The sequence below is a fragment of the uncultured Amnibacterium sp. genome, assembly GCF_964245895.1.
Lineage (GTDB): Bacteria > Actinomycetota > Actinomycetes > Actinomycetales > Microbacteriaceae > Amnibacterium.
The window spans coordinates 1-12,830 of record NZ_CAXTOQ010000102.1 but is presented as its reverse complement, the minus strand read 5'-3'; the positions used below and the strand labels follow the sequence as shown (position 1 = coordinate 12,830).

Here is a 12,830-nt window from a genome sequence, read left to right as displayed (position 1 = left end):
GCCGCTCGTAGAACACCTGCGTCGCGGCGAGGTACTCGGCGTCGTCGATCGTGCCGTCGGCCTCGTGCCGATCGAGCGCCGCCTGCGTCTCCGCGGGCAGCTCGCCGCGCAGGGCGTTCGCCCCCTCCACCCACAGCCGCATGGAGGCGGGCGAGTTGCAGATCGCCAGGGACGCGAGCCCGGCGGGGCGCCGGACGGCGATCTCGCTGCCGAGCATGCCGCCCCACGACTGCCCGAGCACGTGGTAGCGGTCGAGCCCGAGCGCCGCGACGACGTTCGCGAACTCGTCGACGAACAGCTGCGGCGTCCACAGGTCGGCCGGGGCGTCCGGGCGGTGCGTGCTGCGGCCGCAGCCCACCTGGTCGTAGTGCACGACCGTCCTGCCGGTCTCGTCGGCGAGCGCCGCGATGCTCCGCACGTAGTCGTGCGCCATGCCGGGGCCGCCGTGCAGGACCACGAGCGGCAGCGCGCCGTCCACCGGCGCCGCGGGCTCGGTGACCTGCACCCACGTCTCGAGGTCGTCGCGGAAGGGGATGGTGGTGGTGGAGACGGGCACGGGCTCAGCATGGAGCGGCAAAGGTCCCGCGGCAAGACCATTGCGCGCTGTTTAACCTGGGCGTAACGAGCGGAGGCGTCGATGAGCGGCAGCGGCCGGCCGGGCGCCCTCCTCGCGCCGATCGAGGCCTCGACGCGGGTCGACGGCGTCACCGACCGGCTCGTCACCGCCATCGCGGTCGGCGAGTACCTGCCGGGCACCCGCCTGCCGCCCGAGCGCGACCTGGCGGCCGCGCTGTCGGTCGGGCGGATGACGGTGCGCGCCGCGCTCGCACGCCTGGTCGACCGCGGGCTCATCGAGACGCAGCGCGGGCGGCACGGCGGCTCGTTCGTGCTCGAGCAGTGGCCGGCGTCGTCGGACGCCGCGGTGCGGCGCACGCTCGAGCTGCGGTGGGAGGGGCTGCGCGACCGCGCGGAGGCGGTGGCGCGGCTGCACGGCGCCGTGTGCCGCGCGGCGGCGGAGGCGCGCACGGCGGAGGACGCGGCGACCCTCGCCGAGCGCCTCGAGGGCTACCGGTCGGCCGCGAGCGGGCTCGAGTCGCAGCTGGCGGACAGCCGCCTGCATCTGGCGACGATGGACGCCGCTCACAACGCGACCCTGAAGCAGGTGCTGCAGGCGCTCGAGGGCGGGCTCAGCATCGGCGCGCCCACCCACCTGTGGGGCGCGCCCGACGGCAGGCGCGCCATGGAGCTGCGCGCGCTCGCCGAGCACGAGACCCTCGTCGCCGCGATCGTGGACGGCCGCGCCGACGACGCGGAGTCCCTCGCGCGCGCCCACGTGGGCATCGACCTCGAGCTGCTGGAGTCGGCGAGGGCGCGGGCCGGGCTCGCCTGAGCCGCGCGTCAGGCGCGGGTCAGCAGCTGCACGAACATCGCATCCGTGCCGTGACGGTGGGGCCACAGCTGCGCGGCAGTGCCCCGCTCCGCGTCGCGCAGCGCTCGGCCGGAGACGGCGTCCAGCACCGGCGCGGTGCGCAGCGGCTTCAGGCCGGGGTGCCGGCCGAGTGCGGCGCCGATCACGTCCGTGGTCTCGGCGGTGACGGGCGAGCAGGTGACGTAGGCGATGAGGCCGCCGGGGACGAGCGCGGCGATCGCGGCGTCCAGCAGCTGCCCCTGCTGCGCGATCAGGCCCGGCAGGTCCTCCGGGCGCTTGCGCCAGCGCGCCTCCGGACGGCGGCGGAGCGCACCGAGGCCCGAGCAGGGCGCGTCGAGCAGGATGCGGTCGAACCGCCGGGCGCCGTCGGCGAACCGGCGACCGTCGCCGGTCTCGACCTCGTGCTCCCCAGGCACCGCCGCGAGCGCGCCCCGCACCAGCCGCGCCCGGGCGGGGGCGATCTCGTTCGACACCAGCGCGGCGCCGCCCAGCCGCGCCTCCGCGGCGAGCAGCGCGGCCTTGCCGCCGGGGCCCGCGCAGAGGTCGAGCCACCGCTCGCCGCGCCGGACGGGCCGGGCCCGCGACAGCGCGAGGGCCGCGAGCTGGGAGCCGGGGTCCTGCACCCGCACGACCCCGGACGCGACGTCGGCGAGCGCGCCCGGGTCGCCGCCGTCGAGCTCGAGCCCGATGGGCGACAGCCGGTGGTGGCGGATCGCGAGCCCCGCGGGGTCGACGACCGCGTCGCGGTCGGCGAGGCCGGGCAGCGCGACGAGGCCGACGGGAGGAGCGGCGTCGTCGACCTCGAGCAGCGGCTGCAGGTCGCCGCCGCCGTCGGCCATCGCGGCGAGCGCGTCCCGCAGCTCGAGGGCGACCCAGAGCGGATGGCCGGTGGCGATCGCCGCGCGCTGCACCGGGTCGGTCACGCCGTCGACGAGCACGGCCGTCCAGGCGTCCGAGTCCCGCTCCCCGACCCGGCGCAGCACGGCGTTCGCGAACCCGGCGGCGCCCCTCCCCCGGACCGCCCGGACCTGCTCGACGGCCTGGTGCACCGCAGCGTGCCTCGCGGTGCGCAGCGCGAGCAGCTGGTGGACGCCGAGCCGCAGCACGTCGAGCGTCGCGGGGTCGATGGCGGTGAGCGGTCGGCCGGCGGCCGAGGCGATGATCGCGTCGTAGCGCCCGGCCAGGCGGAGCGTGCCGTACGCGAGCTCGGTGGCGAACGCGGCGTCCTCCCGAGATGGCCCCTGCCGGCGCAGCACGACCGGCAGCAGGAGGTTCGCGTACGCGTCGCGCTCCCGCACGCCGGTGAGCACCTCGAGCGCGATGGCGCGCGCGGGACTGATCGTCGAGGCCCGGTCCGTCATCCGAGCACCACGTCGGGACCGGCGCCGCGCAGCCAGGCGTCGGCGGGCATCGCCGCCCGCCCCTCCGGCTGCACCCGGACCAGCTCGATCGCACCGTCGCCGCCGCAGCCGGCGAGCACCCGCCCGCCGTCGAGGGCGACCGCGCCGGAGGCGAGGGGGGCGGTCTCGCGCGCGGGCGCGGCCTCGAGCACCTTCAGCCGGCGATCCCCGACCGTCGTCCACGCGCCGGGCTCGGGCGTGCAGCCGCGGATCCGGGCGAAGACCGCCTCCGCGGGCTCCGCCCAGTCGAGGCGGCCGTCGGCGAGCACGAGCTTCGGCGCGAGCGTCGGTTCCCCCTGCTGCGGCGTCGCGACGGCGGTCCCCTCCGCGAGGCCGTCGACGACGTCGACCAGCACGCGGGCGCCGGTCGCGGCGAGGCGGGCGAGCAGGTTCCCAGCGGTCTCGAGCGCGCCGATCGCGACGGGCTCGCTCGCGAGCACGGGCCCGGTGTCGAGGCCCGCCTCCAGCCGGAACACGTCGACCCCGGTCGTCCGGTCGCCGGCGATGATGGTGCGCTGCACGGGGGCGGCGCCGCGCCAGCGCGGCAGCAGCGAGAAGTGGAGGTTGATCCAGCCGAGCCGCGGGGCGGACAGCAGCGGCTCGGCGACCAGGACGCCGTACGCGACGATGACGGCGAGGTCCGCCTGCAGCGCGGTGAGCTCGGCGGTCTCCGCGGCGCCGAGCCGGGCCGCGCGCAGGACCGGCAGCCCGAGCGCCTCCGCCGCCGCCTCGATCGGGGACACGGTGAGCACCCGCTTGCGCCCGACCAGCGCCGGCGGGCGGGTCACGACCCGGACGACCTCGTGCCCGGAGGCGGCGAGGGCCTCGAGCGACGGGACCGCGGCCTCGGGCGTCCCCGCGAAGATCAGGCGCATCCCGCCAAGCCTCCCACGCTCCCCCGGCTACAGGGGCTCGTGCGGGTCGAAGCGGACGCGGAGGACCGGAGGCGGCGGCGCCGGCGGCTTGGGTCGGCGCGCGCTGCCGTGCCGGATCAGGGCCTGCTTCGCGACCGAGGCGACCCGGCCGCCCGCACCGGTCGGGAACCGGACGACGGCCCGCTCGCCACGCTCCTCCCGCGACCGGGTGAGCAGGTCGGCGCCCGCGCCGGCCCAGGCCTCGACGAGGTCCTCCACCGCGTGGACGGGCCCGGTCGCCGACGCGAGGCGCACGACGGGCGGGAAGCGCAGCTCGCGCCGGTCGGCCAGCTGGCGTGCGGCGAAGTCGGGCGACCGCCAGGTGGCCAGCGCGGTCGCGACGTCGCCGCTGACGCCCACGAGGTGCACGGGCGCGTCCGGCGCCGCGAGCATCGCCGCGGACGCCCACCAGCGCAGGCAGTCCTCCGCGACCCACAGGGACTCCCGCAGCAGCATCCTCGCCCCGTCGAGCAGCAGCACCGCGCGGTACCCGCCCGGTGCGCGGGGCTCGGCGCCGCGGGTCGAGACGACGAGCCGCGGGCCGCCCGGCACGGTGTCGTGCACGTGCTCGCCGTCCGCGATCAGCACGGGCACCCCCGGGAACGCGCGACCCAGCTCGTGCGCGGTGCGCCCGGCGTCGATCGGGACCGGCGCCTCCCCCGCACGCAGCGCCTTGAGGGCCGCGTCGCCCGGCTTCGACACCTGCACGAGCACCGGGCCGGCGGTCAACGCCTGCTGCACGGCGCGGTAGGCGGCGGAGGGGATGCGCGCGCCGCGGCCGTCGTCCGGCGTGAGCACCACGTTCGGGCGCCCGCGGACGATCTCCCACGGCGTGCACCAGGCGAGGTCGACGAGCCGCTGCACGGTCGTCGACCGCGTCGACGACAGCAGCAGGAGCCCCGCGCCCGACTGCCCCTGACGCAGCAGCGCGACGTCGCGGGTCGCGGCGTAGGGCGCGAGCGGCTCCTGGTGGAACGGGTCCGCCTCCTCCCACACCACGATCGCACCGAGCTCGGCGGCGGGCGCGTACACGGCCGAGCGGTTCCCGATCAGCACGTGCGGCCCGGGTTCGAGGGCGGCGAGGTGCGCCCGGTAGCGCGCCGCGGGAGGCGGGGTGGCGTCGATCCGCAGCACCAGGTCCGCTGCGGGGCCGGCCGCGAGCGCGGTCTCGAGCTGGTCGAGGTCCCGCCGATCGGGGACCGCGACGATCGTGCTCCTGCCCGCCGCGGCGACCGCCGCCGCGACGCGCGCGACGTCCGCGGCCCAGCCGCCGACCCACTCCCCGCCCGCCTCGACGACGTGCGGCGTCGGCAGCGCGGCGATCCGCTGCCCGGCGAGCAGCGCGTCCGCGAGCGGGCCCGAGTCCGCGTCGATCGCGCCGGACGGGCGCCGGTCCGCGGCGAGCCACCGCTGCTCGACGCGGGCCTGCCGCTTCGGCACCGCGATGCGCAGCACGTCGCTCGCGACGCCGGCGCCCCGGTCCGCGACCGCTCGGGCGAGCCGCCACACCTCGGGCGCGAGCACCGGCGCGGCCGAGACGACCTGCTCGATCGGCGACAGCTCGCCGGGCGCCTCGGTCGTGTCGGCGAGGGCGACGACCCAGCCGTCCGCCACGCGCCCCGCGACCCGCAGCGGCACCTTGACCCGCACGCCGGGCACCACCTGGTCCGCGAGCGCCGCCGGCACGCGGTAGTCGAACAGGTGGTCGAGGCGCGGCAGCGGGGAGTCGAGCACGACCTTCGCGACCGACCCCGGCCGGTCGTCGGGCACCGCGCTACAGGCCGGCGGCCGACGCGAGGTCGGCGGCGCGGTCCGTCCGCTCCCAGGTGAAGTCCGGCAGCTCGCGGCCGAAGTGGCCGAACGCGGCGGTCTGCGCGTAGATCGGGCGGCGCAGGTCGAGGGCGTCGATGATCGCGGCCGGGCGGAGGTCGAACACCTCGCGGACGGCGGCGACGATGCGCTCCTCCGGCACGTGGGCCGTGCCGAAGGTCTCGGCGTACAGGCCGACCGGCTCCGCCGCACCGATGGCGTAGGCGACCTGCAGCTCGAGGCGGTCGGCGAGCCCGGCGGCGACCGCGGTCTTCGCGACCCAGCGCATCGCGTAGGCGCCGGAGCGGTCGACCTTCGACGGGTCCTTGCCGCTGAACGCGCCGCCGCCGTGCCGGCTCGCCCCGCCGTAGGTGTCGACGATGATCTTGCGGCCGGTGAGGCCCGCGTCGGCGTTCGGTCCGCCGACCTCGAAGCGGCCAGACGGGTTGATGTACACCTTCGGCTTCCGCACCTCGAGCCCGGACTCCTGCAGCACCGGCTCGATCACCGCGTGCAGCACGTCGTCGTGGATGCGGCCGGAGGACACGGAGGCCGCGTGCTGCGTCGACACCACGACCGCCTCCACGCTCACCGCGCGCTGCCCGTCGTAGCCGACCGTGACCTGCGTCTTGCCGTCGGGTCGCAGGTACGGGAGCGAGCCGTCCTGACGGACCCGGGTGAGCCGCTGCGCGAGGCGGTGCGCGAGCGCGATCGGGATCGGCATCAGCTCCGGCGTCTCGCGCACCGCGTACCCGAACATCAGGCCCTGGTCGCCGGCACCCTGCTGGTCGTAGGGGTCGACGCTGCCGTCGCGTGCCTCCGTCGAGACGCCGACGCCGTCCGCGATCTCGCGCGACTGCTCGCCGACGCTGATGCTGACGCCGCAGGTGGACCCGTCGAAGCCCTGCTCGGAGGAGTCGTACCCGATGCGGCGGATCCGGTCGCGGACGATGCCGGGGATGTCGACGTACCCCTCGGTCGACACCTCGCCCGCGACCTGCACGAGGCCGGTGGTGACGAGCGTCTCGACGGCGACGTGCGCCAGCGGGTCGACCGTCAGCAGGGCGTCGAGGATGCTGTCCGAGATCTGGTCGCAGATCTTGTCGGGGTGGCCGGGGGTCACGGACTCCGAGGTGAACAGGCGCAGCGGCATCGGGGACTCCTGGGGGCGGGTGGCCGGGTGAGGAACGGGCGGGCGTCTCAGGCGCGGACGACCGCGTCGAGGATGGCAGCGCCCACCGACGACTTGGGGCCGGCGGCCTCGGCCACGATCCGGCCGTCCCGGTCGATCACGATCACGGCGGTGTCGCCCGGGCCGAAGCCGCGGCCGAAGCCGACCTCGTTCAGCACGAGGAAGTCCGCTCCCTTCCGCGCGACCTTGTGCCGGCCGAGCTCCAGCAGGCGCTCCCGGTCGCTCTCGGTCTCCGCGGCGAACCCGACGACGACCTGCCGGGAGGTCGGCCGGTCCGCGGCGAGCGCCGCGAGCACGTCGGGGTTCTGCACCAGCTGCAGGGTCGTCGAGTCGCCGAGGTCGTCCTTCTTCAGCTTCCCCTGCGCGGTGGTCGCGGGCCGGTAGTCGGCGACCGCCGCCGCCATGATGACGACGTCCGCGTCGGCGGCCTCGAGCCGCGCGGCCTCCAGCAGGCTGTCGGTGGTGGTCACCGCGACGACGCGCACGCCGTCCGGCACCGGGACCTCGAGATGCGCGGCGAGCAGCACGACCTCGGCGCCGCGGTCCCGGGCGGCCACCGCGAGCGCGACGCCCTGCCTGCCGGTGGAGGCGTTGCCGAGGAACCGCACGGGGTCCAGCGGCTCGCGGGTGCCGCCCGCAGAGATCACGACCTTGCGCCCGGCGAGCGGGTCGGCGGGGTCCGGAGGCGGGGTGCGGTCGAGCGCCGGGTTCGCCGCCAGCGCCGCGTCGATCGCGGCCGCGACGATGTCCGCCGGCTCGGCCATCCGTCCCGCTCCGGCGTCGGTGCCGGTCAGCTGCCCGACCGCGGGCCCGACGAGCACGACGCCGCGCTCCTCGAGCAGGCGGACGTTCGCCTGGGTGGCCGCGTGCGCCCACATCTCGGTGTGCATCGCGGGCGCGACCACCACGGGCGCGGCGGACGCGAGCACGGTCGTGCCGAGCAGGTCGTCGGCGAAGCCGTGCGCGAGCTTCGCGAGGCTGTTCGCGGTGGCCGGCGCGATCACGATCAGGTCGGCGGTCTGCCCCAGCGCGACGTGGCGCACCTCCGCCACCCCGTCGTACAGGTCGGAGGTGACCGGGTTCCTGCTGATCGCCTCGAGCGTCGGCTTCCCCACGAACCGCAGCGCCGCGAGCGTCGGCACGACGTGCACGTCGTGCCCGGCCAGCACGAGCGCGCGGACGACGCCGACGGCCTTGTAGGCCGCGATGCCGCCGGTGATGCCGACGACGACCTTCATCGGCCGACCCTCCTGGGCCGGACTACTCGGCCGGGACCTCGGGCGCGACCGCGAGCTGGTCGTCCGCCGTGATGCTCAGCTTGTCCTCGTTGATCTCGCGCAGGGCGACGGACAGCGGCTTGTCGTCGATCGACGACTCGACGAGCGGGCCGACGTTGTCGAACAGGCTGCCCTCGTGGAGGTCGGCGTAGTAGTCGTTGATCTGCCGCGCGCGCTTCGACGCGAAGATCACGAGGCCGTACTTGGAGTCCACCTTGGTGAGCAGCTCGTCGATGGGCGGGTCGATGATGCCCTTGGTGCTGGACATGAGATCTCCTTCGTTCGTCGCGGTGCATTGTGAAGGCGTTCTGGCACCGCAGAAGCGAGCGATGTCGGGGCAGCAGCGCCAAAACGCCTTCACAATGAAGGCTGGGACTGGACCACGCTGGGTCTAGGCGGTCATCAAGTCTACGACCTCGCGCGCCGCGTCGCCGACATCGCGGTTCACGACCGCGGCGTCGAACTCCTCCTGCGCCGCCAGCTCGACCCTCGCGGTCCGCAGCCGGCGCTCCTGCTCCTCCGCGCCCTCGGTCCCGCGCCCGGTGAGCCGGCGGACCAGCTCGTCCCAGGTCGGCGGCAGGAGGAAGACCAGGCGGGCGTCCGGGAACGCCTGCCGCACCTGCCTGGCGCCCTGGATGTCGATCTCGAGCAGCACGCTGCGGCCGTCGGCGAGCGCCGTCTCGATCGGCGCGCGCGGGGTGCCGTAGCGGTAGGCGTTGTGCACGGTCGCGTGCTCGAGGAACTGTCCCGCGTCGACCATCGAGTCGAACTGGTCGTCGTTCAGGAAGAAGTAGGTGATGCCGTCGATCTCGCCGGGCCGCGGGGGGCGCGTCGTCGCGCTGACGGACAGGAGCACCTCGGGGTAGTGCTCGCGGATGTAGGTGGCGACGGTGCCCTTGCCGACGGCGGTGGGCCCCGCCAGCACGACCAGGTGGCTGCCGGCGTGCTCCAGCTCGAGCGGGCGCCTGGGCGCCTGGCGGCGCACGAGGAACTCGTGGAGGCGCTGGTACTGGTGCACGCCGAGGCCGCCGAGCCGCTTCGACGGGGAGATGCGCAGCTCCTGCATGATCTTCGCGGTCCTCGTCGGGCCGAGCCACGGGATCGAGCCGATCAGCTCGCTGACCCGCAGGGTCGACTCCGGCTGGGCGCCGTCCCGCGCGGCGGAGGACAGCACCTCGCTCGCGCTGCGCTCGCCGCTCGACACCTGCCGCTTCACCTCCGCGCGCGCCCGGCGGGCGGCGACGGCCGCGCGCGAGCCCGCGAGCCGGTCGACCTCGGGCGGGTTCACCTGCGCCGCCTCACGCGATCGCCTCGCCGAGCAGGGCGGACTGGCGGGCGATCGACTCGCCCAGGCCCGCGGGACCGGAGGCGAGGATGGAGCGCGACGCCGTGACGATCGTGGTGCCGGCCGCCGGGCCGAACAGCCGCTTCACGTCGTTGAACTGCGCGCCCTGGTAGCCGAAGCCGGGCGCGAGGATCGGTGCGGCGGGCTCCTCCGCGAGCTGCGCGAGGTCGATGCCGTAGTCGATGAAGTCGACGGTCGCGCCCAGCACGACGCCGATCGAGCCGATCGGCTGCCCCTCGGAGTGCGTGCGGTTCCAGTTCACGACCCGGCTGGCGAGGGCGCCGGCGAGCGTCTTTCCGGTCTGCGCCTCCCGCTTGATCTCCGCGGTCTGGACCGCGAGCGCCTCCGGGTTGGAGGTCGCCGCGAGCACGAAGAGGCCCTTGCCGTAGCGGGCGGCGAGGTCGAGCGGGCTGCGCAGGGCACCGAAGCCCTGGAACGCGCTGATCGTCATCGCGTCGACCTCGAGCGGCGAGCCGGGCGTGAGCCAGGCCTGGCCGTACGCCTCGAGGGTCGATCCGAGGTCGCCGCGCTTCACGTCGCCGACCACGACCAGGCCGGCGTCCCGCGCCTCCTTGAGGACGTCCTCCAGCACCTTGTAGCCGATCGAGCCGAACCGCTCGTAGAACGCCACCTGGGGCTTCACGATGCCGACCCGGCCGGCGCAGGCCTCGACGACCCGCAGGCCGAACTCGTGGGCGCCGACGGCGGAGACCGGCAGGCCCCACTCGGCGAGCAGGTACTCGTGCGGGTCGATGCCCACGCACAGGTGTCCGTGGTCGGCGAACGCCTGGCCGAGACGGTCGGCGAACGAGCGCACCATCAGTGCACCGCCTTCCTGCCGGCAGCTGCGCTGCGGCGGCGTTCGTACTCCTGGAGGGGGGTCACGTCGAATCCTGCCCGAATCGCGTCGACGCTCGCCACCGCAGCGGACAGCTGAGCCACCGTCGTGAACAGGGGTTTGTCTGCTGCGACCGCCGCGGCGCGGATCTCGTAGCCGTCCGCTCGGGCGCTCCGGCCGCTGGGCGTGTTGACGACGAGGTCGATCTCGCCCCGCCGGATCAGCTCCACGACGTCCGGTCCGACCTGCTCGGAGTCGCTCACCTTCCGCACGACGTCGGCCGGGATGCCGTTGCGGTGCAGCATCTCGGCGGTGCCCTCGGTCGCCAGCAGGGTGTAGCCGAGCTGGCTGAGCCGCAGGGCGGACAGCACGACCGACCGCTTGTCCCGGTCCGCGACCGAGACGAACGCGGTTCCGCTGAGCGGCATCCCGCCGTACGCGGCGTCCTGGCTCTTCGCGAACGCGCGCGGGAAGTCGCGGTCGATGCCCATCACCTCGCCGGTCGAGCGCATCTCGGGGCCGAGCAGGCTGTCGACGATCTGGCCGTCGCGGGTGCGGAACCGCTTGAACGGCAGCACCGCCTCCTTGACGGCCACCGGCGCGTCAGCGGGCACGTCGCCGCCGTCGCGCTCGGGCAGCACGCCGGCCGCGATCAGCTCGGCGACCGACTCCCCCGCCATGACGCGGGCTGCCGCCTTCGCGACCTGCACGCCGAGCGCCTTCGACACGAACGGCACCGTGCGCGACGCCCGCGGGTTCGCCTCCAGCACGTACAGCACGCCCGCCGCGACCGCGAACTGCACGTTCAGCAGCCCGCGCACGCCGACGCCGCGGGCGATGGCGAGCGTGGCCGTGCGGACCTCGTCGATGACCTGCCGCCCGAGGGTGACCGGCGGCAGGGTGCAGGAGGAGTCGCCGGAGTGGATGCCGGCCTCCTCGATGTGCTCCATCACGCCGCCGACCCACATCGTCTCGCCGTCGAAGATCGCGTCGACGTCGATCTCGATCGCGTCGTCGAGGAACCGGTCGACGAGCAGCGGGTGGTCGTCCCCGACGATCGCCTGCCCGGCGATCCGGTCGAAGTAGGACTCCAGGCTGGGCTCGTCGTAGACGATCTCCATGCCGCGCCCGCCGAGCACGAACGACGGGCGCACCAGCACCGGGAAGCCGATCCCCCGCGCGACCTCGAGCGCGGTCGCCGCGTCGGTCGCGGTGCCGTTCTTGGGCGCGACGAGGCCGGCGTCCTCGAGGATGGAGGCGAACAGGCCGCGCTCCTCCGCGAGGTCGATCGCGGCCGGCGAGGTGCCGAGGATCGGCACCCCCGCCGCCTCCAGCCCCTTGGCGAGGCCGAGCGCGGTCTGGCCGCCGAGCTGGACGATCACGCCGGCGATCGAGCCGGACGCGGACTCGGCGTGCACGACCTCGAGCACGTCCTCGAGCGTCAGCGGCTCGAAGTACAGGCGGTCGGAGGTGTCGTAGTCGGTGGAGACCGTCTCCGGGTTGCAGTTGATCATCACGGTCTCGTACCCGGCGTCCTTCAGCGCGAACGCCGCGTGCACGCACGAGTAGTCGAACTCGATGCCCTGGCCGATCCGGTTCGGCCCGCTGCCGAGGATGATCACCTTGCGGGCGTCGGAGGCGGCGACCTCGGTCTCGGCGTCGTACGTCGAGTAGTGGTACGGAGTCAGCGCGGGGAACTCGCCCGCGCAGGTGTCGACGGTCTTGTAGACGGGCCGGATGCCGGCGGCGTGCCGCGCGGCGCGCAGCTCGGGCTCGCCGATCCCGCGCAGCTGCGCCAGCTGCGCGTCGGAGAAGCCTTCGCGCTTCGCCTGGCGCAGCAGGTGCGGCGTCAGCGGCGCCGCGACGGCGATCTGCGCGGCCAGCTCGTTGAGGGCCGCGATCTGGTCGAGGAACCACGGGTCGATGCCGGTCGCCCGCGCCACCTGCGCCACGGTCGCTCCGGCTCGGAGGGCCCGCTGCACGGTGACGATGCGGCCGTCCAGGGGCTCGGCCGCGGCGGCGGTCAGCGCCTCGGCGTCACCGCGCTCGCCGGCCCAGGTGAACGAGGATCCGCGCTTCTCCAACGAGCGGAGCGCCTTCTGCAGGGCGGCGCCGAAGGTGCGGCCGATCGCCATCGCCTCCCCCACCGACTTCATGGTGGTGGTGAGCGTCGCGTCGGCGGCGGGGAATTTCTCGAACGCGAACCGGGGCACCTTGACGACCACGTAGTCGAGGGTCGGTTCGAAGCTGGCCGGGGTGACCCGCGTGATGTCGTTCGGGATCTCATCCAGCCGGTAACCGATGGCCAGCTTGGCGGCGATCTTCGCGATCGGGAAGCCGGTCGCCTTGGACGCGAGCGCGCTGGAGCGGGAGACGCGCGGGTTCATCTCGATGACGATGACGCGCCCGTCGGTCGGGTCCACGGCGAACTGGATGTTGCAGCCGCCGGTGTCGACGCCGACGGCGCGGATGATGTCGATGCCGATGTCGCGCAACCGCTGGTATTCGCGGTCGGTCAGCGTCATCGCGGGCGCGACGGTGATGGAGTCGCCGGTGTGCACGCCGACTGGATCGACGTTCTCGATGGAGCAGACGACGACGGTGTTGTCGGCCGTGTCGCGCATCA

Annotated in this window: 11 protein-coding genes; 1 reads left to right on the top strand and 10 read right to left on the bottom strand. The window is 75.0% G+C overall.

All coding sequences use genetic code 11. The features are described 5' to 3' along the window. The coding region (locus ACFE60_RS13200) for an alpha/beta fold hydrolase (RefSeq protein WP_375389323.1) at nucleotides 1–556 on the bottom strand (556 nt) is incomplete at its 3' end. An 81-nt stretch (nucleotides 557–637) separates the two neighbouring features. Here ACFE60_RS13200 and ACFE60_RS13195 point away from each other — a divergent pair. Continuing rightward, nucleotides 638–1,390 (top strand): FadR/GntR family transcriptional regulator, encoded by a 753-nt coding sequence (locus ACFE60_RS13195; RefSeq protein WP_375389322.1) that lies wholly within the window; start codon nucleotides 638–640, stop codon nucleotides 1,388–1,390. Nucleotides 1,391–1,398: 8 nt separating this feature from the next. Here ACFE60_RS13195 and ACFE60_RS13190 read toward each other — a convergent pair whose 3' ends face one another. The 9 genes from ACFE60_RS13190 to carB all read right to left on the bottom strand — a co-directional run. Then, a complete protein-coding gene (locus ACFE60_RS13190) occupies nucleotides 1,399–2,790 on the bottom strand; it encodes an RsmB/NOP family class I SAM-dependent RNA methyltransferase (protein ID WP_375389321.1) in 1,392 nt (463 codons plus the stop codon). Beyond that, nucleotides 2,787–3,704 carry a methionyl-tRNA formyltransferase gene (fmt, locus tag ACFE60_RS13185; protein WP_375389320.1) on the bottom strand — a complete coding sequence of 306 codons (918 nt, stop codon included), beginning with the start codon at nucleotides 3,702–3,704 and terminating at the stop codon, nucleotides 2,787–2,789. The genes ACFE60_RS13190 and fmt overlap by 4 nt, the downstream gene beginning before the upstream one ends. A gap of 27 nt (nucleotides 3,705–3,731) precedes the next feature. Continuing rightward, nucleotides 3,732–5,513, bottom strand: coding sequence for a primosomal protein N' (locus ACFE60_RS13180; RefSeq protein ID WP_375389319.1), 1,782 nt, complete (start codon nucleotides 5,511–5,513; stop codon nucleotides 3,732–3,734). A 4-nt stretch (nucleotides 5,514–5,517) separates the two neighbouring features. Then, entirely contained in the window at nucleotides 5,518–6,705 is a 1,188-nt protein-coding gene (gene metK, locus ACFE60_RS13175; protein ID WP_375389318.1) for a methionine adenosyltransferase, read from the bottom strand. A gap of 47 nt (nucleotides 6,706–6,752) precedes the next feature. Beyond that, nucleotides 6,753–7,982, bottom strand: a complete 1,230-nt coding sequence (gene coaBC / locus ACFE60_RS13170; protein WP_375389317.1) for a bifunctional phosphopantothenoylcysteine decarboxylase/phosphopantothenate--cysteine ligase CoaBC — start codon at nucleotides 7,980–7,982, stop codon at nucleotides 6,753–6,755. A gap of 22 nt (nucleotides 7,983–8,004) precedes the next feature. Continuing rightward, on the bottom strand, nucleotides 8,005–8,289 hold the full coding sequence (gene rpoZ / locus ACFE60_RS13165) for a DNA-directed RNA polymerase subunit omega (protein WP_375389316.1): 285 nt from the start codon (nucleotides 8,287–8,289) through the stop codon (nucleotides 8,005–8,007). Nucleotides 8,290–8,412: 123 nt separating this feature from the next. Next, nucleotides 8,413–9,309, bottom strand: coding sequence for a guanylate kinase (gene gmk / locus ACFE60_RS13160; protein ID WP_375389315.1), 897 nt, complete (start codon nucleotides 9,307–9,309; stop codon nucleotides 8,413–8,415). Nucleotides 9,310–9,319: 10 nt separating this feature from the next. Next, nucleotides 9,320–10,186 carry an orotidine-5'-phosphate decarboxylase gene (pyrF, locus tag ACFE60_RS13155; protein WP_375389314.1) on the bottom strand — a complete coding sequence of 289 codons (867 nt, stop codon included), beginning with the start codon at nucleotides 10,184–10,186 and terminating at the stop codon, nucleotides 9,320–9,322. Further along, nucleotides 10,186–12,830 (bottom strand): carbamoyl-phosphate synthase large subunit (gene carB, locus ACFE60_RS13150; protein WP_375389313.1); only part of this gene is annotated, 2,645 nt, incomplete at its 5' end. The genes carB and pyrF, both read right to left, overlap by 1 nt.

What these genes read in the sequence shown, in the direction of transcription:
- ACFE60_RS13195 (WP_375389322.1), top strand. Translation starts at nt 638, where the DNA reads ATGAGCGGCAGCGGCCGGCCGGGCGCCCTCCTCGCGCCGATCGAGGCC.
- ACFE60_RS13190 (WP_375389321.1), bottom strand. Translation starts at nt 2,790, where the DNA reads ATGACGGACCGGGCCTCGACGATCAGTCCCGCGCGCGCCATCGCGCTC.
- fmt (WP_375389320.1), bottom strand. Translation starts at nt 3,704, where the DNA reads ATGCGCCTGATCTTCGCGGGGACGCCCGAGGCCGCGGTCCCGTCGCTC.
- metK (WP_375389318.1), bottom strand. Translation starts at nt 6,705, where the DNA reads ATGCCGCTGCGCCTGTTCACCTCGGAGTCCGTGACCCCCGGCCACCCC.
- coaBC (WP_375389317.1), bottom strand. Translation starts at nt 7,982, where the DNA reads ATGAAGGTCGTCGTCGGCATCACCGGCGGCATCGCGGCCTACAAGGCC.
- rpoZ (WP_375389316.1), bottom strand. Translation starts at nt 8,289, where the DNA reads ATGTCCAGCACCAAGGGCATCATCGACCCGCCCATCGACGAGCTGCTC.
- pyrF (WP_375389314.1), bottom strand. Translation starts at nt 10,186, where the DNA reads ATGGTGCGCTCGTTCGCCGACCGTCTCGGCCAGGCGTTCGCCGACCAC.